This is a genomic window from Variovorax sp. PMC12 (genome assembly GCF_003019815.1).
GTDB lineage: Bacteria > Pseudomonadota > Gammaproteobacteria > Burkholderiales > Burkholderiaceae_C > Variovorax.
This window is the reverse complement of sequence record NZ_CP027773.1, coordinates 1,865,674-1,888,154: the sequence shown is the minus strand read 5'-3', so window position 1 is coordinate 1,888,154 and position 22,481 is coordinate 1,865,674. Positions and strand designations below refer to the sequence as shown.

At 66.1% G+C, this 22,481-nt stretch carries 21 protein-coding genes; 18 read left to right on the top strand and 3 right to left on the bottom strand.

Annotated features, from left to right (window positions below):
* Positions 1-34 precede the first annotated feature (34 nt).
* The 8 genes from C4F17_RS08825 to C4F17_RS08790 are packed head-to-tail and all read left to right on the top strand — an operon-like array spanning position 35 to position 7,450.
* Positions 35-691 carry an NADH-quinone oxidoreductase subunit J gene (locus tag C4F17_RS08825; RefSeq protein WP_081266581.1) on the top strand — a complete coding sequence of 219 codons (657 nt, stop codon included), beginning with the start codon at positions 35-37 and terminating at the stop codon, positions 689-691.
* Positions 688-996, top strand: a complete 309-nt coding sequence (gene nuoK / locus C4F17_RS08820) for an NADH-quinone oxidoreductase subunit NuoK (protein WP_019653383.1) — start codon at positions 688-690, stop codon at positions 994-996. Before C4F17_RS08825 ends, nuoK begins: the two co-directional genes overlap by 4 nt.
* 7 nt (positions 997-1,003) lie before the next feature.
* On the top strand, positions 1,004-3,034 hold the full coding sequence (nuoL, locus tag C4F17_RS08815; RefSeq protein ID WP_106934981.1) for an NADH-quinone oxidoreductase subunit L: 2,031 nt from the start codon (positions 1,004-1,006) through the stop codon (positions 3,032-3,034).
* Between the two features lie 25 nt (positions 3,035-3,059).
* The gene (locus C4F17_RS08810) at positions 3,060-4,538 is read left to right on the top strand and encodes an NADH-quinone oxidoreductase subunit M (protein WP_081266583.1); all 1,479 of its coding nucleotides are present in this window, start codon (positions 3,060-3,062) and stop codon (positions 4,536-4,538) included.
* Between the two features lie 24 nt (positions 4,539-4,562).
* Positions 4,563-6,050 (top strand): NADH-quinone oxidoreductase subunit NuoN, encoded by a 1,488-nt coding sequence (gene nuoN / locus C4F17_RS08805; RefSeq protein WP_106934980.1) that lies wholly within the window; start codon positions 4,563-4,565, stop codon positions 6,048-6,050.
* Positions 6,051-6,065: 15 nt separating this feature from the next.
* A complete protein-coding gene (locus C4F17_RS08800; RefSeq protein ID WP_106934979.1) occupies positions 6,066-6,371 on the top strand; it encodes a DUF2818 family protein in 306 nt (101 codons plus the stop codon).
* Positions 6,372-6,378: 7 nt separating this feature from the next.
* Complete coding sequence (locus tag C4F17_RS08795; RefSeq protein ID WP_106934978.1) at positions 6,379-6,990, top strand: NUDIX domain-containing protein; 612 nt, start codon at positions 6,379-6,381, stop codon at positions 6,988-6,990.
* Between the two features lie 7 nt (positions 6,991-6,997).
* Positions 6,998-7,450: a DUF1178 family protein gene (locus tag C4F17_RS08790; protein ID WP_106934977.1), complete on the top strand. Its 453-nt coding sequence runs from the start codon at positions 6,998-7,000 to the stop codon at positions 7,448-7,450.
* Between the two features lie 15 nt (positions 7,451-7,465).
* On the opposite strand, the gene C4F17_RS08785 is transcribed toward C4F17_RS08790, so the two are convergent.
* Positions 7,466-9,250 carry an ABC transporter transmembrane domain-containing protein gene (locus C4F17_RS08785; protein ID WP_106934976.1) on the bottom strand — a complete coding sequence of 595 codons (1,785 nt, stop codon included), beginning with the start codon at positions 9,248-9,250 and terminating at the stop codon, positions 7,466-7,468.
* Between the two features lie 76 nt (positions 9,251-9,326).
* On the opposite strand from C4F17_RS08785, the gene C4F17_RS08780 reads away from it, so the two are divergent.
* Genes C4F17_RS08780 through C4F17_RS08765 form a run of 4 tightly spaced genes read left to right on the top strand, consistent with a single transcriptional unit; the run spans position 9,327 to position 14,296 of the window.
* Positions 9,327-9,863 (top strand): MarR family winged helix-turn-helix transcriptional regulator, encoded by a 537-nt coding sequence (locus C4F17_RS08780; protein ID WP_081266589.1) that lies wholly within the window; start codon positions 9,327-9,329, stop codon positions 9,861-9,863.
* Complete coding sequence (locus tag C4F17_RS08775) at positions 9,856-11,328, top strand: efflux transporter outer membrane subunit (protein ID WP_106934975.1); 1,473 nt, start codon at positions 9,856-9,858, stop codon at positions 11,326-11,328. Before C4F17_RS08780 ends, C4F17_RS08775 begins: the two co-directional genes overlap by 8 nt.
* A 38-nt stretch (positions 11,329-11,366) precedes the next feature.
* Positions 11,367-12,683: an HlyD family secretion protein gene (locus tag C4F17_RS08770; protein ID WP_081266591.1), complete on the top strand. Its 1,317-nt coding sequence runs from the start codon at positions 11,367-11,369 to the stop codon at positions 12,681-12,683.
* Between the two features lie 50 nt (positions 12,684-12,733).
* A complete protein-coding gene (locus C4F17_RS08765) occupies positions 12,734-14,296 on the top strand; it encodes a DHA2 family efflux MFS transporter permease subunit (protein ID WP_081266592.1) in 1,563 nt (520 codons plus the stop codon).
* Positions 14,297-14,348: 52 nt separating this feature from the next.
* Here C4F17_RS08765 and C4F17_RS08760 read toward each other — a convergent pair whose 3' ends face one another.
* Positions 14,349-15,557, bottom strand: a complete 1,209-nt coding sequence (locus C4F17_RS08760) for an AGE family epimerase/isomerase (RefSeq protein WP_106934974.1) — start codon at positions 15,555-15,557, stop codon at positions 14,349-14,351.
* Between the two features lie 268 nt (positions 15,558-15,825).
* On the opposite strand from C4F17_RS08760, the gene C4F17_RS08755 reads away from it, so the two are divergent.
* From C4F17_RS08755 to C4F17_RS08725, 6 genes are all read left to right on the top strand, one after another.
* Positions 15,826-16,596, top strand: a complete 771-nt coding sequence (locus tag C4F17_RS08755) for an ABC transporter ATP-binding protein (RefSeq protein ID WP_081266594.1) — start codon at positions 15,826-15,828, stop codon at positions 16,594-16,596.
* Position 16,597: 1 nt separating this feature from the next.
* Positions 16,598-17,305, top strand: a complete 708-nt coding sequence (locus C4F17_RS08750) for an ABC transporter ATP-binding protein (RefSeq protein WP_081266595.1) — start codon at positions 16,598-16,600, stop codon at positions 17,303-17,305.
* Between the two features lie 147 nt (positions 17,306-17,452).
* Positions 17,453-18,652 (top strand): ABC transporter substrate-binding protein, encoded by a 1,200-nt coding sequence (locus C4F17_RS08740; protein WP_081266596.1) that lies wholly within the window; start codon positions 17,453-17,455, stop codon positions 18,650-18,652.
* Between the two features lie 102 nt (positions 18,653-18,754).
* A complete protein-coding gene (locus C4F17_RS08735; protein ID WP_234382862.1) occupies positions 18,755-19,903 on the top strand; it encodes an ABC transporter substrate-binding protein in 1,149 nt (382 codons plus the stop codon).
* A 136-nt stretch (positions 19,904-20,039) separates the two neighbouring features.
* Positions 20,040-20,915 carry a branched-chain amino acid ABC transporter permease gene (locus C4F17_RS08730; RefSeq protein WP_081266598.1) on the top strand — a complete coding sequence of 292 codons (876 nt, stop codon included), beginning with the start codon at positions 20,040-20,042 and terminating at the stop codon, positions 20,913-20,915.
* Between the two features lie 10 nt (positions 20,916-20,925).
* Entirely contained in the window at positions 20,926-21,918 is a 993-nt protein-coding gene (locus tag C4F17_RS08725; RefSeq protein ID WP_172839792.1) for a branched-chain amino acid ABC transporter permease, read from the top strand.
* A 69-nt stretch (positions 21,919-21,987) separates the two neighbouring features.
* Here C4F17_RS08725 and C4F17_RS08720 read toward each other — a convergent pair whose 3' ends face one another.
* A complete protein-coding gene (locus C4F17_RS08720; RefSeq protein WP_081266599.1) occupies positions 21,988-22,443 on the bottom strand; it encodes a YXWGXW repeat-containing protein in 456 nt (151 codons plus the stop codon).
* Positions 22,444-22,481: the final 38 nt, after the last annotated feature.

Here is a 22,481-nt window from a genome sequence, read left to right as displayed (position 1 = left end):
GACCAGCCCGAACCCCGTACCAATTCGAATTCCAATGGACGTCAAGACCGGTCTGTTCTATCTGTTTGCCGCGGTGCTGCTGTTCGCAGCGTTCCGCGTCATCACTTCCCGCAACCCCGTGTACGCCGCGTTGTACCTGGTGCTGGCTTTCTTCCAGGCATCGGCCATCTGGCTGCTGCTGCGCGCCGAGTTCCTCGCGATCTCGCTGGTGCTGGTGTATGTCGGCGCCGTGATGGTGCTGTTCCTGTTCGTCGTGATGATGCTGGACATCAACGTCGACAGCCTGCGAGAGGGCTTCTGGAAGCACTTTCCGCTGGCGGCGGGCGTAGGCGCGCTCATCGCGCTCGAAATGGCCGCCGTGCTGATGGGCGGCTTCCGCCTCGGCGAGGCGCGCGTCACCAGCGGTGCCATGGCCCCCGACAGTTCGAACACGCTCGAACTCGGCAAGCTGCTGTATTCGCAATACCTGTATCCGCTCGAAATTGCCGCTGTCATCCTGCTCGTGGCCATCGTGGCCGCCATTGCCCTGACGTTGCGCACTCGCAAGGACAGCAAGTACACCAACCCGGCCGACCAGGTTCGCGTGAAGGCGCGTGACCGCGTGCGCATCGTGCAGATGCCCGCGACGCGCGCCGCCGAACCGGTGGCTGAAGCAGCAACTGCGGACGCGGCAAAGGAAAACAAGGCATGACGCTCACGCTCGGACACTTTCTTTCGCTCGGCGCGATGCTCTTCGCGCTCTCCGTGATCGGCATCTTCCTGAACCGCAAGAACCTGATCGTTCTGCTGATGGCCATCGAGCTGATGCTGCTGGCGGTCAACATGAACTTCGTGGCGTTCTCCCACTTCCTGGGCGACATGCACGGACAGATCTTCGTGTTCTTCATCCTGACGGTGGCCGCGGCCGAGTCGGCCATCGGGCTGGCGCTGCTGGTTCTGCTGTTCCGCAACAAGTCGAACATCAACGTGGACGAACTCAACTCGCTCAAGGGTTGACAGCAACATGAGCGCAACCCTTTCCGCATCCACCTTGCTGGCCGTGCCCCTGGCACCCCTGGTCGGCGCAGCCATCGCCGGCCTGTTCGGCACCAAGTTCGGCGGCAATCACATCGGCCGCAAGGTCACGCACTCGCTCACCATCCTGGGCGTGCTGGTCGCCTTCATCATCTCGGCCATGACGCTCAAGAGCGTGATCGTCGACGGTGCCCGCTTCAACGCCACCCTCTACGAGTGGATGGTCGTGGGCGGCCTGAAGATGGAAGTCGGCTTCATGGTCGACGGCCTCACCGCCATGATGATGTGCGTCGTGACCTTCGTGTCGCTGATGGTCCACATCTACACCATCGGCTACATGGAAGAAGACGACGGCTACAACCGCTTCTTCGCGTACATCTCGCTGTTCACCTTCTCGATGCTGATGCTCGTCATGAGCAACAACATGCTGCAGCTGTTCTTCGGCTGGGAGGCAGTGGGCCTGGTGTCGTACCTGCTGATCGGTTTCTGGTTCAACAAGCCGACCGCGATCTTCGCGAACATGAAGGCCTTCCTGGTCAACCGCGTGGGCGACTTCGGCTTCATCCTGGGCATCGGCCTGATCGCCGCCTACGCCGGCACGCTGAACTACACCGAAGCCTTCGCCAAGGCAGGCACGCTGGCCGGCATCACGTTCCCGGGCACCGAGTGGATGCTCATCACCGTGATCTGCATCTGCCTGTTCATCGGCGCGATGGGCAAGAGCGCGCAGTTCCCGCTGCACGTGTGGCTGCCCGACTCGATGGAAGGCCCGACGCCCATCTCGGCGCTGATCCACGCGGCAACCATGGTGACCGCCGGCATCTTCATGGTGGCGCGCATGTCGCCGCTGTTCGAGCTGAGCGACACGGCACTGAGCTTCATCCTCGTGATCGGCGCCATCACCGCGCTGTTCATGGGCTTCCTGGGCATCATCCAGAACGACATCAAGCGCGTGGTCGCGTACTCGACGCTGTCGCAGCTCGGCTACATGACGGTGGCGCTGGGTGCCTCGGCCTATTCGGTCGCGGTGTTCCACCTGATGACGCACGCGTTCTTCAAGGCGCTGCTGTTCCTGGGTGCCGGCTCGGTGATCATCGGCATGCACCACAACCAGGACATCCGCTGGATGGGCGGCGTGCGCAAGTACATGCCCATCACCTGGATCACCTCGCTGCTGGGTTCGCTCGCGCTGATCGGCACGCCGTTCTTCGCCGGCTTCTACTCCAAGGACAGCATCATCGAAGCGGTGCACGAAAGCCACCTGTGGGGCGCGAACTTCGCGTACTACGCGGTGCTGGCCGGCGTGTTCATCACGGCGTTCTATTCGTTCCGCATGTACTTCCTAGTCTTCCATGGCAAGGAACGCTACGACCAGAACCCCGACGCGCACCATGACGACCACGCGCACGACGACCACGGCCATGGCCACCACGACCACAAGCCGCACGAGTCGCCCTGGGTCGTCTGGCTGCCGCTGGTGCTGCTGGCCATCCCGTCGGTGGTGATCGGCTTCATGACGATCGAGCCGATGCTGTTCGGCGAGTTCTTCAAGAACGCGATCTTCGTGGACGGTGCCAAGCACCATGCCATGAAGGAGCTGGAAGAAGGCTTCCACGGCCCGGTGGCCATGGCCATCCACGGCCTGACGACGGCGCCGTTCTGGCTGGCGCTGGCCGGCGTGGTCCTGTCCTGGTACATGTACATGATCAACCCGGCGCTGCCGGCCGCCATCAAGCGTGCCTTCGGCCCGATCTACCGCCTGCTCGAGAACAAGTACTACATGGACTGGTTCAACGAGAACGTCATCGCCCGCGCCACCCGTGCCCTCGGCACCGGCCTGTGGAAGGGCGGCGACCAGGCGCTGATCGACGGCGCGGTCGTGAACGGCTCGTGGAAAGTGATCGGCCGGATTTCGGGTGTGGTGCGCTGGATGCAGTCGGGCTACATCTATCACTACGCCTTCGCGATGCTGCTCGGCATCTTCGTCCTGATGACGTACTTCGTCTGGTTCAAACGCTGAGCCTAAGCGCTGGAGAAAAAGAAAAATGGGTTTGTTGAGCCTTGCCATCTGGGTGCCGATCGCATTCGGCGCCGTGCTGCTGGCGTTTGGCCGTGACGAGCACGCCAGGGGCGTCCGTTGGGTCGCGCTCGTCGGTGCCATCGTGAGCTTCCTGGTCACGGTGCCGCTGTTCACGCGCTTCCAGAATGGAACCGCCGCCATGCAGTTCGTCGAGAAGACGAGCTGGATCTCGCGCTTCAACGTCAACTACCACCTCGGGGTCGACGGCTTGTCGCTCTGGCTGGTGCTGCTGACGTCGTTCATCACGGTCATCGTCGTCATTTCCGCCTGGGAAGTGATCACCGAACGCGTGAACCAGTACATGGGCGCGTTCCTGATCCTGTCGGGCTTCATGATCGGCGTGTTCGCCGCGCTCGACGGCGTGCTGTTCTACGTGTTCTTCGAAGCCACGCTGATCCCGATGTACCTGATCATCGGTATCTGGGGCGGCCCGAACAAGATCTACGCGGCGTTCAAGTTCTTCCTGTACACCTTGCTCGGCTCGCTGCTGATGCTGGTGGCGCTGATCTTCCTGTACAACAAGTCGGGCGGCAGCTTCGACATCCTGGCCTGGCACAAGCTGCCGCTGGGTTCGACCGCGCAGACCTTCCTGTTCTTTGCCTTCTTCGCGGCCTTCGCCGTGAAGGTGCCGATGTGGCCGGTGCACACCTGGCTGCCCGACGTGCACGTCGAGGCGCCCACCGGCGGCTCCGCCGTGCTGGCCGCAATCATGCTGAAGCTGGGTGCCTACGGTTTCCTGCGCTTCTCGATGCCGATCGCTCCCGACGCCTCGCACGAATGGGCCTGGCTCATGATCGCGCTGTCGCTGATCGCGGTGATCTACGTGGGCCTGGTCGCGCTGGTGCAGCAGGACATGAAGAAGCTGGTGGCTTATTCGTCGGTCGCCCACATGGGCTTCGTGACGCTGGGCTTCTTCATCTTCAACGAGCTGGGCGTGTCCGGCGGCATCGTGCAGATGATTGCGCACGGCTTCGTGTCGGGCGCCATGTTCCTGGGCATCGGCGTGCTGTACGACCGCGTGCACTCGCGCCAGATCGCCGACTACGGCGGCGTGGTCAACACCATGCCCAAGTTCGCCGCGTTCGCGCTGCTGTTCGCCATGGCCAATTGCGGCCTGCCGGGCACCGCCGGTTTCGTGGGCGAGTGGATGGTGATCCTGGGTGCCGTCAAGGCCAACTTCTGGATCGGCCTTGGCGCCGCCACCGCACTGATCTTCGGCGCGGCCTACACCCTCTGGATGTACAAGCGCGTGTACCTCGGCCCGGTCGGCAACGACCACGTCAAGGAACTCAAGGACATCAATGCCCGCGAATTCCTGATGCTGGCCCTGCTGGCAATTGCCGTGCTGTGGATGGGTCTGTATCCGAAGCCCTTCACTGATGCAATGGATGCCTCGGTGACCGAGCTCCTGCGCCACGTGGCAGTTTCGAAGCTGCCCTCCTGATGCCACGCTGAAGAAGAGAACGAGATGATTGACAAAATCAGCTGGGTCACGATCTACCCTGAAATCGTGTTGCTGGTCATGACCTGCATCATTGCACTGGTCGACCTGTCGGACACGAGCCCGCGCCGTACCCGCACCTATGTGCTGACGCTGCTCACGCTGGCCGTGGTCGCCGTGCTGTCGGGCCTCCAGGCCCACGACGGCAAGACCGCCTACGGTTTCGGCGGCATGGTCGTCAGCGACCCGATGGGCAACTGGCTCAAGTGCTTCGCCACCGTCGCCTTGATGGTCACGCTGGTCTACGGCCGTCCCTATGCGGGCGACCGCGAGATGCTGCGCGGCGGCGAGCTCTTCACCATCAGCATGTTCGCGCTGCTGGGCATGTTCGTGATGATCTCGGGCAGCAACTTCCTGCTGATCTACCTGGGCCTCGAACTGCTCACGCTGTCGAGCTATGCGCTGGTGGCGCTGCGCCGCGACAACGCGGTGGCCAGCGAAGCCGCCATGAAGTACTTCGTGCTCGGCGCGATGGCCAGCGGTTTCCTGCTGTATGGCCTGTCGATGATGTACGGCGCGACCGGCTCGCTCGACGTCAACGAAGTATTCAAGACCATCGCGAGCGGCAAGGTGAACCACCAGGTGCTGGTGTTCGGCCTGGTGTTCATCGTGGCCGGCCTGGCATTCAAGGTGGGCGCTGCGCCGTTCCACATGTGGGTGCCCGACGTCTACCAGGGCGCACCGACCGCGATCACGCTGCTGATCGGCGCCGCGCCTGAACTGGCTGCCTTCGCCATCATCATCCGCCTGCTGGTCGACGCGCTGCAGCCGCTGGCCATCGACTGGCAGCAGATGCTGGCCGTGCTCGCCATCGCTTCGCTGCTGGTCGGCAACCTGGCCGCCATCGCGCAGAGCAACCTGAAGCGCATGCTGGCGTATTCGACGATCTCGCAGATGGGCTTCATGCTCCTCGGCCTGGTCGCCGGCTCGGACCAGCAGGGCACCTACAACGCCCAGTACGCCTACAGCGCCTCGATGTTCTACATCGTGACCTACGTGCTGACCACGCTGGCGAGCTTCGGCATCATCCTGCTGCTGGCACGCGAAGGCTTCGAGAGCGAAGAGATCACCGATCTCGCCGGCCTCAACCAGCGCAGCCCGCTGTACGCAGGCGTGATGGCCATCGCGATGTTCTCGCTGGCAGGCTTGCCGCCGCTGGTCGGGTTCTACGCCAAGCTGGCGGTGCTGCAGGCGCTGATCGCCTCGGGCCACGCCATCTACATCGGGCTGGCGGTGTTCGCGGTGATGATGTCGCTGATCGGCGCGTTCTACTACCTGCGCGTGGTCAAGGTCATGTACTTCGACGCACCGGTCACGGCCACCACCGTGTCGGCACCGCGCGACGTGCGCACCGTGCTCACCATCAACGGCGCGCTGATCCTGATCCTGGGCATCGTGCCCGGCGGACTGATGACGCTCTGCTACGACGCGATCGTGGCCACGCTGGCCCACTGACGCGGCCGACCTCGGGTGTCGCAAACCGCGTCTGTCTGGGTCGTGTTGCTGGTGGCCCTCGTGGCCGCCAACCTGCCGTTCTTCAACGACCGCCTGTTCGGCGTCGTGCCGCTGCCGACGAATGCCAAGTCGCTCGCGGTGCGGCTCGCCGAGCTGGTGGTCTTGTACTTTCTGGCTGGTGGCATCGGGCTGCTGTTCGAGCGCAGGGCAGGGCAGATCGCGGCGCAGGGCTGGGAGTTCTATGCGGTGACGGGCTCGCTGTTCATCGTGCTCGCCTTTCCGGGGTTCACCTGGCGCTACCTGATGAAACACAGGCATTGAGGACGACATGACGACTGCATCTTCCAACTCCGATTCGCACCTGAGGGAAGAGCTCACGAAGAGCGAAGACCTCTTCAAGGGCAACTTCCTCAAGGCCAAGCGCGACACCATCCGCCTGCCCGACGGCAATACCGCCACGCGCGAGTACGTGGTGCACCCCGGCGCGGTGGTGGTGATTCCGATGCTGGACGACGGCCGGGTGGTGCTCGAGCGCCAGTTCCGCTACCCCGTCGGCCAGGTGATGGTCGAGTTCCCGGCCGGCAAGCTCGATGCGGGCGAAGACCCCTTCGTCTGCGGCAAGCGCGAACTGCTCGAGGAAACGGGCTACACCGCGCGCGAATGGGCGCATGCGGGCGCCATGCACCTGGCGGTGGCGTACTCGACGGAAATCATCCACATCTATTTCGCGCGCGGCCTTTCGCTCGGCGAACGCCAGCTCGACCACGGCGAGTTCCTCGACGTGTTCACGGCCACGCCCGAAGATCTGGCCGGCTGGTGCCGCGACGGCACCGTCACCGATGCCAAGACGCTGACCTGCACCCTGTGGCTGCAGAACGTCATTTCGGGCGCATGGGCACTGGACTGGACGGCCCTGGGCTCCCAAGGCGGCGCGGGATAATCCGCGCATGAAGGTTCTCGATCTCCGCTGCGCACACGGCCATGGCTTCGAAGGCTGGTTCGCGTCCAACGAAGCCTTCGACAGCCAACTGGCGAGCGGGCTGGTCGAATGCCCGGTCTGCGGCGACACCGCCATCGTCAAGCTGCTGAGCGCGCCGCGCCTGAACCTGGGCAATGCCAAGGCGCCGGAAGCCGCGGCGCCCGCGGCTGTCGGCCCGAACGCCCCCGCCGACCTCTCGCCCGAAGCCCGCTGGATGCGCGCCGTGCGCGAGGTGTTGGCCAAGACCGAAGACGTCGGCGAGCGCTTTGCCGACGAGGCCCGCAAGATGCACTACGGCGAAACCCGCGAGCGCGGCATCCGCGGGCAGGCGACGCCCGAGCAGACCGAAGCGCTGCTCGACGAGGGCATCCCGGTGATGGCGCTGCCGATTCCCGCCGCGCTGAAGGAAACGCTGCAGTAGCAGCAAGCAGCCTGCTCAGGCCGTGAACTGCAGCGCCGCGAGGCGCGCATACACGCCGCCTTGTGCCACCAGCGTGGCGTGCGTTCCCTGTTCGACGATGCCGCCGTGGTCCAGCACGATGATGCGGTCGGCCTTCTGCACCGTTGCCAGCCTGTGCGCGATCACCAGCGTCGTGCGGCCTTCCATGGCCGACTCGAGCGCGGCTTGCACCATGCGCTCGCTCTCCGCGTCGAGCGCGCTCGTGGCTTCGTCGAGCAGCAGCAGCGGCGGATTCTTGAGCATGGCCCGCGCGATCGCGATGCGCTGACGCTGCCCGCCCGACAGGCGCACGCCGCGCTCGCCGAGGAAAGTGTCGTAGCCCTCGGGCAGCGCCTGCAGGAAGTCGTGGGCGAAGGCGGCGCGGGCGGCCGCGTGCACTTCTTCGGCGGTGGCCTCGGGGCGGCCATAGCGGATATTCTCGAAAGCGCTGGCCGAGAAGATCACCGCATCCTGCGGAACCAGGCCGATGCGGGTGCGCAGGTCGGGCAGGGCGAGCGAAGTCAGCGGCGCGCCGTCGAGCACCAGCCGGCCGGATTGCGGGTCGTAATAGCGCAGCAGCAGCTGGAACACCGTGCTCTTGCCGGCGCCGCTCGAGCCGACCAGCGCCACTGTTTCGCCCGGCGCGATGTCGAGGCTGAAGTCGCGCAGCGCCGGCGTGCCCGGCCGCGAGGGGTAATGGAAGGTCACCGCGTCGAAGCGGATGGCGCTGCCGGCGGCAGGCACCGGCGTGACCGCCGGGTTGGCCGGGGAGACGATGGCGGCGGGCGCGTGCAGCAGCTCCATCAGGCGCTCGGTGGCGCCGGCTGCGCGCAGCAGGTCGCCGTAGACCTCGCCGAGCACCGCGGTGGCGCTGGCAAGAATGGCGACGTACACGACCGTCTGGCCCAGGTGGCCGGCCGTGATGTCGCCGCGCAGCACCGCCTGCGTGCCCTGGTACAGGCCCCAGAGCAGCGCTGCCGAGGTGGCGATGATGATGAACGCCACCAGCACGGAGCGCGCCTTGGTGCGGCGCACCGCGGTGCGGAAGGCGTTTTCGGTCGAGCCGTTGAAGCGCGAGGCTTCGCGGTCCTCGGCCGTGTAGCTCTGCACCACAGGAATCGCGTTCAGCACCTCGGCGGCGATGGCGCTCGAATCGGCCACGCGGTCCTGGCTGGCGCGCGACAGCTTGCGCACGCGGCGGCCGAACCACATGCTCGGCAGCACCACCAGAACCAGGATGCCCAGCACCTGCACCATCACATAGGGATTGGTCCAGACCAGCACCGCCAGCGCGCCCACGCCCATGACCGCGTTGCGCAAGCCCATGCTGAGCGAGGAGCCGACGACCGTCTGGACCAGCGTGGTGTCCGCCGTGAGGCGCGACAGCACCTCGCCGGTCTGCGTGGTCTCGAAGAACGCCGGGCTCTGCTTCAGCACGTGCCCGTAGACCGCGTTGCGGATGTCCGCGGTGACGCGCTCGCCCAGCCAGCTCACCGTGTAGAAGCGCGCGGCGGAGAAAAGACCCAGCGCCACGGCCACGGCGAAGAGGGCGCCGAAGTGGTCGCGCAGCGCCATCGTCTGCGCGCCCTTGTCGGGGTTGACGAAGCCTCCGTCAATCAGACTACGCAAGGCGATAGGGAAAGCCAGCGTAGTGACCGCCGCCATCACCAGAAACACCCCCGCCAGGACGATCTGGACCCGGTAGGGGCGAAGAAAAGGGCTCAGGCCCGACAGCGACCGGGGCGAGCCCTTGGCCATGGAAGACGGAGGGGTAGAAGCCATGGGGCGATTCTACCGAACCCTTGCCCCTACAAAGGCGGCCTTGACAATAATTGCCTCGGCAGATAATATTTTGGCCATGAGCGATGCAAACACCCCAGAAGCCGTGCCGGCCTCCGCCGACGCAGAGCGTCGCCCGCCTGTTTTCTACCGAGCGGAGACGTACTTGACCGAAGACAGCATCGGCTATCTGATGCGCCGCATCGTGACGGCAGTAGGGCAGGCAGTGGAAACCCGCATGTGCGAGCCCGGCGGGCCGACCTATCCGCAATGGGTGCCGCTGTACAAATTGCACGTCGGCGCCGCCACCACCGTGGCCGAACTGGCCCGCGCCTGCGAGCTCGACACCGGCGCCATGACGCGCCTGCTCGACCGCCTCGAAGCCAAGGGCCTCTGCCGCCGCGTGCGTTCGCTGGAAGACCGCCGCGTCGTCAACATCGAACTCACCGACGAAGGCCGTGCCGCCGCCAAGGAAGTGCCGTACGTGCTCAGCCGCGTGCAGAACGAACATCTCGCAGGTTTCACAACCGAGGAATGGGAGCAGCTCAAGGGTTACTTGCGCCGCATCCTCGACAACGCACAGGCTCTCGCAGCCCGTGGAGATAAAAATGACTGATTCCCTCGCCGTGCGCGCGTTGCGTCGCACTCCCGTCGTGGCTGCCGCACTGCTGGTGGTCGCATTGGCAGGCTGCGCCGACATGGCCGGCATCGGCTCGCAGGCCAAGCTGCGCGACGCGTCGTCGCTGGGCATCGCCCCCGACAGCGCCGCGGTGCCGGTTTCCCGGCTCGACAGCCAGTGGTGGCTCGCCTTCGGCGATCCGCAGCTCAACACGCTCATCGACCAGGCCGTGGCCGGCAACCCCAACCTGCAGGTCGCGCAGGCCCGCCTCGCACGTGCGCAGGCTTCCGCCGACATCGCCGGCGCCGCCCTCAAGCCCAAGGTCAACGGCGAGCTCGACCTGAACCGCCAGAAGTTCAACAGCAATTACATCTACCCGGCACCGCTGGGCGGCTCGATCCAGAACATCGGCCTGCTGCAGCTCGGTGCGAGCTGGGAGCTCGACTTCTTCGGCAAGAACCGCAGCGCGCTCGACACCGCCATCGGCGCTGCCAACGCCGCCGCCGCCGATGCCGACGCGGCCCGCGTGCTGCTCGCGAGCAACGTGGCGCGCAGCTACTTCCAGTGGGCCCGACTGAACGACCAGCTCACCGTGGCCAGGCGCACCCTGGCGCAACGCGACGAAACGCTCCGGCTCGTGCGCGACCGCGTCTCCGCAGGCCTCGACACCAGCCTCGAACTGCGCCAGAGCGAAGGCGGCCTGCCCGAAGCCCGCCAGCAGATCGAATCGCTCAACGAGCAGATCGCGCTGCAGCAGCATGCGCTCGACGCGCTCGTGGCCCAGCCCAACGTGTCGCAGTCGCTCAAGCCGCCGCTGCTGGGCGAGGTCAAGCCCATTGCGCTGCAGGCGAACATTCCGGCCGACCTGCTGGGCCGCCGCGCCGACATCGCCGCCGCTCGGTGGCGCGTGGAGGCCGCCACCAGCGACGTGGCCAATGCCAAGACGCTGTTCTATCCCAACGTCAATCTCACGGCCTTCGCCGGCTTCCAGGCGCTGGGCTTCGGCAAGCTGTTGAAGTCGGGCAGCGAGCAGTGGGGCGTGGGCCCCGCCATCAGCCTGCCGATCTTCGAAGGCGGCAAGCTGCGCGCCAACCTGCGCGGCAAGTCGGCCGACCTCGATGTGGCCATCGAAAGCTACAACGCCACCGTGGTCGACGCGGTGCGCGACGCCGCCGACCAGGTGACGAGCGCGCAGTCGATCGCACGCCAGCAGGCCGAGCAGCGCGCCGCACAGACCGCGGCCGAAGGCGCCTACGACATCGCCGTGCAGCGCTACCGCGCGGGCCTCGGCAACTACCTCAACGTGCTGACTGCGGAAACCTCCGTGCTGCAGCAACGCCGCCTGGCGGTCGACCTCGCCGCGCGCGCGCTCGACACGCAGGTGGCGCTGGCCCGCGCGCTGGGTGGCGGCTGGCAGCAGCCTTCCACCACCACGGCTGCAGCCCCGGCCGCGCAGAACTGAACAGACCTGATTCATTCGTCTTCGGAAAGAACTTCATCATGAGCGATAACAACACTCCGACGCCCGCTGCAGCCGCAGCTCCCGCCGCTGCGGAGGCGCCCGCCAGCAACGGCAAGCGCCGCCGCGCACTCACCGCGCTTGCCGCGGTGGTCATCGTCGCCGGCGGCGGCTGGGGCCTCTACGAATGGCTGGTCGCCAGCCACTACGAGGACACCGACAACGCCTACGTGTCGGGCAACGTGATCCAGATCACCCCGCAGATCGGCGGCACCGTCATGGCCATCAACGCCGACGACACCGACTTCGTGAAGGCCGGCCAGCCGCTGGTGCAGCTCGACCCGGCCGACGCCAAGGTGGCGCTCGAGCAGGCCGAGGCCGCGCTCGCGCAGGCCGTGCGCCAGGTGCGCACGCTGTACGCCAACAACGGCTCGCTGGCCGCGCAGGTCACGCTGCGCCAGTCCGACATCGTGAAGGCGCAGAGCGACGTCGCCAAGGCGCAGGACGACCTGCAGCGCCGCCGCGCGCTGTCGGGCAACGGCGCCGTGTCGAAGGAAGAACTCAACCACGCCGAGACGCAGCTCGACACCGCCAGGAGCCAGCTCGCGGCGGCGCAGGCCGGCGTGGTCGCCGCCAAGGAAGCGCTGGTCAGCAACCAGTCGCTGACCGAAGGCACCAGCGTGGCCCAGCACCCCAGCGTGCTGGCCGCCGCCGCCAAGGTGCGCGAGGCCTACCTCGCCACGCAGCGCGTGGCCATGCCCGCGCCGGTCGACGGCTACGTCGCCAAGCGCACCGTGCAGCTCGGCCAGCGCGTGGCCGCAGGCACGCCGATGATGTCGATCGTGCCGCTCAACCAGCTGTGGGTCGACGCCAACTTCAAGGAAGTGCAGCTGCGCAACATCCGCATCGACCAGCCCGTGAAGCTCACCGCCGACGTCTACGGCAAGAAGGTCGAGTACACCGGCAAGGTGGCCGGCCTGGGCGTGGGCACCGGCAGCGCCTTTGCGCTGCTGCCCGCGCAGAACGCCACCGGCAACTGGATCAAGGTGGTGCAGCGCGTGCCCGTGCGCATCGCGCTCGACCCGGAACAGCTGAAGGCCAACCCGCTGCGCATCGGCCTGTCGATGGATGCCGAGATCGACATCTCGTCCAAGAGCGGCAAGATGCTGGCCGACGCGCCGCGCCCTGCCGCGCTGGTGCAGACGCAGGTCTACAGCCAGCTCGACCGCGGCGCCGACGCCGAAGTGGACCGCATCGTCTCGGCCAACCTCGGCCGCGGCGCGCCCGCCACGGCCGCGTCACCGGCCAAGGCCGCGCCCGCCGGTGCATCGGTGGCCGTGCAAGGCCAGCCGGGCTGATCGCCCGCGCGGCCTTCTTCAGGTAATCAGCTCAGTTCGCGCGACCCGCAATGGCCACCGCTGCTCCTGCTTACATTGCGCATCCGCCGCTCGAGGGCGCAGCCCGCGTCTGGGGCACGGTCGCGCTGTCTGCGGCAACTTTCATGAACGTGCTCGATTCGTCGATCGCGAACGTGTCGTTGCCTGCCATCTCGGGCGACCTGGGCGTGAGCACCACGCAAGGCACCTGGGTCATCACCAGCTTCGCGGTGGCCAACGCCATCGCGGTGCCGCTCACCGGCTTCATGACGCAGCGCTTCGGGCAGGTGCGCCTGTTCATGGCGAGCGTGATCCTGTTCATGGTCGCCTCGCTGCTGTGCGGCCTGGCGCCCAACATGACGACGCTGATCGCGTTTCGCGCGCTGCAGGGCTTCGTCGCGGGGCCGATGATCCCGCTGTCGCAGACGCTGCTGCTGTCAAGCTACCCGCGCGCCAAGGCGGGCCTGGCGATGGCCATGTGGTCGATGACCACGCTGGTCGCGCCGGTGATGGGGCCGCTGCTGGGCGGCTGGATCACCGACAACATCTCGTGGCCGTGGATCTTCTACATCAACATCCCCGTGGGCATCGTCGCGGCGGCCATCACCTGGGCGCTGTACCGCAAGCGCGAGAGCAGCACGCACAGGGTGCCGATCGACGCCATCGGCCTCGCGCTGCTGGTGCTGTGGGTGGGCTCGCTGCAGCTGATGCTCGACAAGGGCAAGGAGCTCGACTGGTTCCACTCGGCGCAGATCGTGACGCTGGCGGTGGTGGCCGTGGTCGGTTTCGCGTTCTTCCTGGTCTGGGAGCTGACCGACAAGCACCCCGTGGTCGACCTGTCGCTGTTCAAGCGCCGCAACTTCTGGTCTGGCGCGGTGGCAACGGCCGTGGCCTACGGCCTGTTCTTCGGCAACGTGGTGCTGCTGCCGCTGTGGCTGCAGCAGTGGATGGGCTACACCGCGACGCAGGCGGGGATGATCATGGCGCCCGTGGGGCTGCTGGCGATCTTCTTCTCGCCGGTGGTGGGCCTCACGGTGGCCAAGATCGACCCGCGGCGCTATGCGACCTTCTCGTTCCTGGTGTTCGCGCTGGTGCTGTGGATGCGGTCGAACTTCAACACCCAGGCCGACTTCGTCACCATCATCATCCCGACGGTGATCCAGGGCATCGCGATGGCGTTCTTCTTCATCCCGCTGGTGACCATCACGCTGTCGGGCCTCACGCCGGACCGCATCCCGGCCGCATCGGGGTTGTCCAACTTCCTGCGGATCACGGCGGGCGCGATGGGCACGTCGATCACCACCACGCTGTGGGAAAACCGCGCGGCGCTGCATCACTCGCAGCTGTCCGAGGCGGTGAACCAGGGCAACAACGCGGCGACCAATGCGATGTCGGGCCTGGCGAGCAGCGGTTTCAGCACCGAGCAGGTGCTGGGCCAGCTGAACCGCATCGTCGACCAGCAGTCGTTCATGCTGGCCACGAACGACATCTTCTATGCGTCGGCGATCCTGTTCCTGCTGCTGATCCCGCTGGTGTGGCTTGCAAGGCCGCAGAAGGGCGGCGCGGGCGGCGACGCCGCAGCCGGCGCGCACTGACACGCATGCAACCCACCAACCCCCAGGCTTCGCCAAGAAGACCTGGGGGTTTTTACTTGGCGGAGGTCTTCAGTGCGCGCAGCACGTCGTAGCAGGCGCCCATGGTGTGATAGTCGGTCTTGCCGGCCGGGCTCTTCTCGTCGTTGATCTTCTTGTTGCGCGGCGAGAGGATGCGATACCAGGCGCCGTGGCGGTGGTCGACGAAGTGCTCCCAGCTGTACGCCCAGATGCTGTCGTACCAGTCCCAGTAGCCCGATTCGCCGGTGCGCACCGCCAGCAGCGCGGCTGCCGCGAAGCTCTCTGCCTGCACCCAGAAATACTTGTCGCCATCGCACACGGTGCCGTCGGGCGCGAAGCCGTAGACCAGCCCGCCGTTGTCCGCGTCCCAGCCGCGGAACATGGCGGTGTCGAAGAAGTGCTGCGCGCGCGGCAGTATCCAGTCGGCCTTGCGGCCGGCAGCGGCAAGGTGGCGCTCCAGCTGCAGCAGCAGCTTGGCCCACTCCGTCAGGTGGCCGGTCTGGAAGCCCCAGGGCCTGAAGATGTTGGTCTTGTCGTCGCGGTTGTAGTCCCAGTCGATCGACCAGTCTTCGCGGTAGTGCTCCCACACCAGCCCGTCCGCCAGCGCGGCCTGCCGGCCGGTGATGGATTCCGCCAGCACCAGCGCGCGGTCGAGGTAGCGGGTGTCGTGCGTGGCCTCGTAGGCGGCCAGCATCGCCTCGCAGGCATGCATGTTGGCGTTCTGCCCGCGGTAGGCGCCCACGCGCCAGTCGGCCGTGGCCTCGTCAGCGTAGAGCTGGTGGCGCGGCTCCCAGAAGTGCCGCTCCATCAGGTCCCAGGTGTGGATGATCCCGGCATGGGCCTCTTCGATGCCGGCCATCAGCGCATGGGAATGCGCCAGCAGCACGAAGGCCAGGCCGTAGCAATGGCAGGTGCTGTCCTGCACCGTGGCGCGCTGCTGGTGCCAGTCGATCTGCCACGCATAGCCGCCGCCGGGTTGCGCGTGGCCGCTCTGCAGGAAGGCCAAGCCGTGCCGCGCCGCCGCCAGGTGCGCCGGGTTGCCGAAGTGCCGGTAGGCCATCGCATTGTTGAAGACGAAGCGCGTGCTGCTCACCAGGTGCCGCGTGCGCATGTCGTACACCGTGCCGTCGTCCTTGTAGAAATGGAAGAAGCCGCCCGAGGCGTCGATGCAGCGCGGCTCGTAGAACGACAGCGTGTGCAGCACGTGATCGGTCAGGAAGTCGGGAGAGCGGAAATTCAGCATGTTCGCCTCAGTCTACGCAGCGCCCCGCGAACCCCGCTCGGGGTTTCCCGCAGAGGTCTTAGTGTTGCCAGGATGCGCTTTGTCGCTGCAACGACAGTCGCTGATCGGGCCGTTGCGCCGCCCTGCGCAGGTTGCACTGCAGCATAGGCATTTGCCCCAGTATCCAAGCGCAGGGCGCCCACCAACAATCAGGCCGCGCTCGATGGTGGCGCATTGAGATGGACCGCATGACCCACTTTATCTTTACGCACCTGGGCGACACCGCGAGATGAGCGACGTCATCCTCGAAACACGCCAGCTCACCAAGGAGTTCAAAGGGTTCACCGCGGTCAGCAAGGTCAACCTGTCGGTGGTGCGCGGCTCGATCCATGCGCTCATCGGCCCCAACGGCGCCGGCAAGACGACCTGCTTCAACCTGCTCACGAAGTTCCTCGAGCCGACCACCGGCACGATCCTCTTCAATGGACAGGACATCACGCGCGAGCGACCGGCGCAGATCGCGCGGCGCGGCATCATCCGCTCGTTCCAGATCTCGGCCGTGTTCCCGCACCTCACGCTGCTGGAGAACGTGCGGCTCGGCCTGCAGCGCCGGCTCGGCACCTCGTACCATTTCTGGAAGAGCGAGAAGTCGCTCAAGCCGTTGGATGCCAGGGCCCGCGAACTGCTGGCTGAAGTCGGCCTGGAAGAACTGGCCGACGAGCAGACCGTGAACCTGCCCTACGGCCGCAAGCGCGCGCTCGAGATCGCGACCACGCTGGCCATGGAACCCGAGCTGATGCTGCTCGACGAGCCCACGCAGGGCATGGGCCATGAAGACGTGCACCGCGTGGCCGAGCTCATCAAGCGCGTGTCGGCAGGGCGCACCATCCTGATGGTGGAGCACAACATGAGCGTGGTCTCGACCATCGCCGACACCATCACCGTGCTCCAGCGCGGCGCGGTGCTGGCCGAGGGGCCGTACGCGGAAGTCTCGAAGAACCCGCAGGTGATGGAAGCCTACATGGGCACCACCGACGGCGAAATGCAAGGTGCCCACTGACATGACCGCCGCACTCGAAATCAAGGGCCTGCAAGCCTGGTACGGCGAATCGCACGTGCTGCACGGCGTCGACATGGTCGTGCAGCCGGGCGAAGTCGTCACGCTGCTGGGCCGCAACGGCGCGGGCCGCACCACCACGCTGCGCGCCATCATGGGCCTGACCGGCGCGCGCAAGGGCAGCATCGAGGTCAACGGCAAAGAGACCATCGGCATGCCGACGCACCGCATCGCGCACCTGGGCATCGGCTACTGCCCGGAAGAGCGCGGCATCTTCGCCAGCCTTTCGTGCGAGGAAAACCTGATGCTGCCGCCCGAGCTGAAGGGCGCGGGGCAGGGCATGTCGGTCGACGAGATCTACACCATGTTCCCCAACCTGGCCGAGCGCCGCCACAGCCAGGGCACGCGCCTGTCGGGTGGCGAGCAGCAGATGCTGGCCGTGGCGCGCATCCTGCGCACCGGCGCCAAGCTGCTGCTGCTCGACGAGATTTCAGAAGGCCTGGCGCCGGTCATCGTGCAGGCGCTGGCCCGCATGATCACCACGCTGCGCGCCAAGGGCTACACCATCGTCATGGTGGAGCAGAACTTCCGCTTTGCCGCGCCGCTGGCCGACCGCTTCTACGTGATGGAGCACGGCCGCATCGCGCTGACTTTCGGCGCGGCGGAGCTGGAAGCCAGGATGCCGGTGCTCACCGAGTTGCTCGGCGTCTAGCATGAAGCCCACCCCCAGTCTTCGCGCACTTCGTGTCGCTTCGCCAACCCCCTTGCAGGGGGCGACACCGGTGGCCCGGCAAAGCCGGTTCCACGGTGTCCCCGGACAAACACCAGGCAATCACCCGTCCTTCAAGGAGACAACAGCATGAACAAAAAGAAACTCGGCCTCATCGCAACCGCAGTCGGCATCCTCGCAATGAGCGCGGGCGCCGTGCAGGCGCAGGAAAAAGTGAAGATCGGCTTCGTCACCGACCTGTCGAGCCTGTATGCCGACCTCGAAGGCAAGGGCGGTGCCACCGCCATCCAGATGGCCATCGACGACTTCGGCGGCAAGGTGCTGGGCCAGCCCATCGAGCTGCTGACGGCCGACCACCAGAACAAGGCCGACATCGCCGCCTCCAAGGCGCGCGAGTGGATCGACACCGCCGGCGTGACCATGGTCTTCGGCGGCACCAACTCCGGCGTGGCGCTGGCCACCGCCAAGGTGGCGGAAGAAAAGAAGCGCGTGTACTTCAACAACGGCGCCGGCAGCTCGGTGCTCACCAACGAGCAGTGCAGCCCGTACACCATCCACTACGCCTACGACACCGTGGCGCTGGCCAAGGGCACGGGCGCGGCGGTGGTCGATCGCGGCGGCAAGAGCTGGTTCTTCCTGACGGCGGACTACGCCTTCGGCCATGCGCTCGAAGCCGACACCACCAAGGTCGTGAAAGAGAAGGGCGGCACCGTGGTGGGCGCCGTGCGCCATCCGCTGAACGCGTCGGACTTCTCTTCGTTCCTGCTGCAGGCGCAGAACTCCAAGGCGCAGATCCTGGGCCTGGCCAACGCCGGTGGCGACACCATCAACTCGATCAAGGCGGCCAAGGAGTTCGGCATCAACAAGACCATGAAGACCGCCGGCCTGCTGGTCTTCCTGAGCGACATCCACAGCCTGGGCCTGAAGAACACCGAAGGCCTGCTGCACACCACCAGCTGGTACTGGGACCTGAACGACGAGTCGCGCAAGTTCGCCAACCGCTTCTTCGAGAAGACCAAGCGCATGCCAACCGATGTGCAGGCCGCCGACTACTCGGCCACCATGACCTACCTGAAGGCCGTGGCCGCCGCCAAGACCACCGACTCCGACAAGGTGATGGCGCAGCTCAAGAGCATGAAGATCGACGACTTCTACGGCAAGGGCCAGATCCGCGCCGACGGCAGCTTCATCCACGACATGTACCTGGTCGAAGTGAAGTCGCCCGCCGAGTCGAAGAAGCCGTGGGACTACCTCAAGGTGCTCAAGACGCTGCCGGGCGACCAGGTCTTCACGACCAAGGCGGAAACCAAGTGCGCCCTCTGGAAGTAAACGGCTGAAGCCGCGCCAGACCTTTTCACCGAAGTCAAACAAGAGGATCACTCCATGAAACGCACGCTCATTGCTTCCGCCTGCCTCGTTGCCACCTGCCTCATGGCCGCCGGTGCGGCGCAAGCCCAGGAGAAGGTCAAGATCGGTTTCATCACCGACATGTCGAGCCTCTACGCGGACGTGGAGGGCAAGAACGGTGCTCTCGCGATCCAGATGGCCATCGATGACTTCGGCGGCAAGGTCAACGGCATGCCCATCGAGCTGCTGCAGGCCGACCACCAGAACAAGGCCGACATCGCCGCCTCCAAGGCGCGCGAGTGGATCGACACGCAGGGCCTGACGATGCTGTTCGGCGGCACCAGCTCGGGCACCGGCCTGGCCATGGCCAAGGTGGCGCAGGAGAAGAAGCGCGTGTTCGTGGTGAACGGCGCGGGCAGCTCGGCGCTCACCAACGAGCAGTGCAGCCCATACACCGTGCACTACGCCTACGACACCGTGGCGCTGGCCAAGGGCACCGGCAGCGCCGTGATTGCGCGCGGCGACAAGAGCTGGTTCTTCCTGACGGCCGACTACGCTTTCGGACAGGCGCTGGAAGCCGATGCCTCCAAGGTCGTGAAAGACAAGGGCGGCACCGTGGTGGGCAGCGTGAAGCATCCGCTGAACACGTCGGACTTCTCGTCGTTCCTGCTGCAGGCGCAGAATTCCAAGGCCCAGGTGCTGGCGCTCGCGAACGCGGGCGGCGACACCCAGAACGCGATCAAGGCGGCCAGGGAGTTCGGCATCACCAAGACCATGAAGATGGTCGGCCTTCTGGTGTTCGTGACCGACGTGCACAGCCTGGGCCTGAAGAACACCGAAGGCCTGCTGCTGACGACCAGCTGGGACTGGAACCTCGACGACAAGACGCGCGCCTTCGGCAAGCGCTTCTTCGAGAAGACCAAGCGCATGCCCACCGACATCCAGGCCGCCGACTACTCGGCCACCATGACCTACCTGAAGGCCGTGCAGGCCGCCAAGACCGTCGATGCCGACGCGGTGATGGCGCAGATCAAGAAGACGCCCATCGACGACTTCTACGCCAAGGGCTACGTGCGCGAGGACGGCCGCTTCGTGCACGACATGTACCTGGTGCAGGTGAAGTCGCCGGCCGAATCCAAGCAGCCGTGGGACTACTACAAGGTGGTCCAGAAGCTGAAGGGTGAAGAGGTCTTCACCACCAAGGCCGAAAGCAAGTGCGCATTGTGGAAGTAACCCCCCGAGGCTGCGCGCGCTGCGTGTCGCTTCGCCAACCTCCCTTTGCAGGGGGGGCGGGCCGGCCGCTTCGGGCGGCCGTGCGCGGCGGCCCCCGCGAGAAAGAAAAAACGGCCAGAGGCTTGCTGATACGTCTATGAATATTTCCCTACCCGGCCTGCTGAGCCAGCTCCTACTGGGGCTGGTCAACGGCTCGTTCTATGCCATCCTGAGCCTCGGGCTGGCGGTGATCTTCGGCCTGCTCAACGTCATCAACTTCGCGCACGGCGCGCTGTTCATGCTCGGCGCCGTCCTGACGTGGATGGCGATGGAGTATCTCGGCATCAACTACTGGGTGATGCTGATCGCGGCGCCCATCGTCATCGGCATCTTCGGCGTGCTGATCGAGCGGCTGCTGCTGCGCTGGATCTACAAGCTCGACCATCTCTACGGCCTGCTGCTCACGCTCGGCCTCACGCTGCTGATCGAAGGCGTGTTCCGCTCGGTCTACGGCGTGTCGGGCCTGCCTTACGACGCGCCCGATGCGCTCTCCAGCGCCACCGACCTCGGCTTCATGGTGCTGCCCAACTACCGCGCCTGGGTGGTGGTGGCGTCGCTCGTGGTGTGCTTCGCCACTTGGTACGTGATCGAGAAGACCCGCCTCGGCGCCTACCTGCGCGCCGGCACTGAAAACCCTCGCCTGGTGGAAGCCTTCGGCGTCAACGTGCCGCTGATGATCACGCTGACCTACGCCTTCGGCTGCGCGCTCGCCGCCTTCGCCGGCGTGCTGGCCGCGCCGGTCATCCAGGTGTCGCCGCTGATGGGGCAGAACCTCATCATCGTGGTGTTCGCGGTGGTCGTGATCGGCGGCATGGGCTCGATCATGGGCGCCATCCTCACCGGGCTGGGCCTTGGCGTGATCGAGGGGTTCACCAAGGTCTTCTATCCGGAAGCTTCTTCCACGGTCGTGTTCGTGATCATGGTCATCGTGCTGCTGATTCGCCCCGCCGGCCTGTTCGGCAAAGAAAAATAAGGCGGACGGCATGAACATGAAAAAGATATCCACCGTCGTCTACGCGCTGCTGGTGCTCGCACTGGTGCTGGCGCCGTTCTTCGGCGCCTACCCGGTGTTCGTGATGAAGCTCATGTGCTTCGCGCTGTTCGCCGCGGCCTTCAACCTGCTGCTGGGGTTCACGGGGCTGCTGTCCTTCGGGCACGCGGCGTTCCTCGGCGGCTCCGCGTACGTCGCGGGCCATGCGATGAAGGTCTGGGGCCTCACGCCCGAGCTGGGCCTGGTCGCGGGCACGCTCACCGGTGCGTTCCTGGGCTGGATCTTCGGCGTGCTGGCCATCCGCCGGCAGGGCATCTACTTCGCGATGATCACGCTGGCGCTCGCGCAGATGATGTTCTTCGTCGCGCTGCAGGCCAAGTTCACCGGCGGCGAAGACGGCCTGCAGGGCGTGCCGCGCGGCAAGCTCTTCGGCCTGATCGACCTGTCGAGCGACCTCACCATGTACTACGTGGCGCTGGTGATCGTGGTGGCCGCGTTCCTGCTGATCGTGCGCACCATCCACTCGCCGTTCGGCCAGGTGCTCAAGGGCATCAAGGAGAACGAACCGCGCGCGCTCTCGCTGGGCTACGACGTGAGCCGCTTCAAGCTGCTGGCCTTCGTGATCTCGGCCGCGCTGTCGGGCCTGGCGGGTTCGCTCAAGACGCTGGTGCTGGGTTTCGCCACGCTGTCGGACGTGCACTGGACCGCCTCGGGCCAGGTCATCCTGATGACGCTGGTGGGTGGCCTGGGCACGCTGTCGGGCCCGCTGGTGGGCTCGGCCGTGGTGGTGCTGCTGGAAAACAAGATCGGCGAACTCGGCAACTTCCTGGCGCGCATCACCACCATCGACTGGTTCAACACGCTGGGCGAGTCGGTGACCATGGTCACCGGCCTGATCTTCGTGATCTGCGTGCTGGCGTTCCGCAAGGGGATCATGGGGGAGATCATTGCGTTCATCGAGCGGCGCAAGGGGCGGGTGAAGTAGCCGCAGGCAAAGAAAAAAGGGAGCCTCGGCTCCCTTTCTTCATGGCGGCCACGGGCCCGGGCTTGCGGATCAGCAGTTGCCCTTCTTCGCCTGGCCGGGCGGGCAGAAGTCGCGTTCGCGCTCATGCCAATGGTCGCGGTCGTGGCGGCGGCCGTGATCCTCGTTCCACTCGCGCTCCCGGCGTGCTTCCCGGTAGGCCTCGCGCCGGCGCCAGTCGCCTTCGGCCCAGCGCCAGCCGCCACGGTCCTCGATCCAGCGTCCCGGAGCGTAGGCATAGCCCGCGCGCTCGGGCTGCCAGCCGCCCGGGCGCCATGCGTAGGCACGCCCGTCCCAGGCCCAGCGGCCCGGCACCCAGACGAATCCGCCGCGCGGCGGTGGCAGCGGCTCGTAGCGCGGCGGCGGCGGGGGCGCCATCACCAGACCGGGCACATTGATGTTGACCGAGACCTGCGCATTGGCCGCCAGCGGGCTCGCGAGGATGCAAAGGGCGCCGGCCATGGCCAGTGCTGCGAGTCGGATCTTCATGGTGGGGTCCTTTGTTTTCGATGGTTGTCGACATTTTC

Excerpts from the sequence above, each read along its gene's own strand:
- C4F17_RS08770 (WP_081266591.1), top strand. The coding sequence starts at position 11,367 with ATGAGCGATAACAACACTCCGACGCCCGCTGCAGCCGCAGCTCCCGCC.
- C4F17_RS08825 (WP_081266581.1), top strand. The coding sequence starts at position 35 with ATGGACGTCAAGACCGGTCTGTTCTATCTGTTTGCCGCGGTGCTGCTG.
- C4F17_RS08765 (WP_081266592.1), top strand. The coding sequence starts at position 12,734 with ATGGCCACCGCTGCTCCTGCTTACATTGCGCATCCGCCGCTCGAGGGC.
- C4F17_RS08760 (WP_106934974.1), bottom strand. The coding sequence starts at position 15,557 with ATGCTGAATTTCCGCTCTCCCGACTTCCTGACCGATCACGTGCTGCAC.
- C4F17_RS08785 (WP_106934976.1), bottom strand. The coding sequence starts at position 9,250 with ATGGCTTCTACCCCTCCGTCTTCCATGGCCAAGGGCTCGCCCCGGTCG.
- C4F17_RS08750 (WP_081266595.1), top strand. The coding sequence starts at position 16,598 with ATGACCGCCGCACTCGAAATCAAGGGCCTGCAAGCCTGGTACGGCGAA.
- nuoK (WP_019653383.1), top strand. The coding sequence starts at position 688 with ATGACGCTCACGCTCGGACACTTTCTTTCGCTCGGCGCGATGCTCTTC.
- nuoL (WP_106934981.1), top strand. The coding sequence starts at position 1,004 with ATGAGCGCAACCCTTTCCGCATCCACCTTGCTGGCCGTGCCCCTGGCA.
- C4F17_RS08810 (WP_081266583.1), top strand. The coding sequence starts at position 3,060 with ATGGGTTTGTTGAGCCTTGCCATCTGGGTGCCGATCGCATTCGGCGCC.
- C4F17_RS08775 (WP_106934975.1), top strand. The coding sequence starts at position 9,856 with ATGACTGATTCCCTCGCCGTGCGCGCGTTGCGTCGCACTCCCGTCGTG.
- nuoN (WP_106934980.1), top strand. The coding sequence starts at position 4,563 with ATGATTGACAAAATCAGCTGGGTCACGATCTACCCTGAAATCGTGTTG.
- C4F17_RS08725 (WP_172839792.1), top strand. The coding sequence starts at position 20,926 with ATGAACATGAAAAAGATATCCACCGTCGTCTACGCGCTGCTGGTGCTC.
- C4F17_RS08735 (WP_234382862.1), top strand. The coding sequence starts at position 18,755 with ATGGCCGCCGGTGCGGCGCAAGCCCAGGAGAAGGTCAAGATCGGTTTC.
- C4F17_RS08780 (WP_081266589.1), top strand. The coding sequence starts at position 9,327 with ATGAGCGATGCAAACACCCCAGAAGCCGTGCCGGCCTCCGCCGACGCA.
- C4F17_RS08730 (WP_081266598.1), top strand. The coding sequence starts at position 20,040 with ATGAATATTTCCCTACCCGGCCTGCTGAGCCAGCTCCTACTGGGGCTG.
- C4F17_RS08795 (WP_106934978.1), top strand. The coding sequence starts at position 6,379 with ATGACGACTGCATCTTCCAACTCCGATTCGCACCTGAGGGAAGAGCTC.
- C4F17_RS08720 (WP_081266599.1), bottom strand. The coding sequence starts at position 22,443 with ATGAAGATCCGACTCGCAGCACTGGCCATGGCCGGCGCCCTTTGCATC.
- C4F17_RS08790 (WP_106934977.1), top strand. The coding sequence starts at position 6,998 with ATGAAGGTTCTCGATCTCCGCTGCGCACACGGCCATGGCTTCGAAGGC.
- C4F17_RS08740 (WP_081266596.1), top strand. The coding sequence starts at position 17,453 with ATGAACAAAAAGAAACTCGGCCTCATCGCAACCGCAGTCGGCATCCTC.
- C4F17_RS08755 (WP_081266594.1), top strand. The coding sequence starts at position 15,826 with ATGAGCGACGTCATCCTCGAAACACGCCAGCTCACCAAGGAGTTCAAA.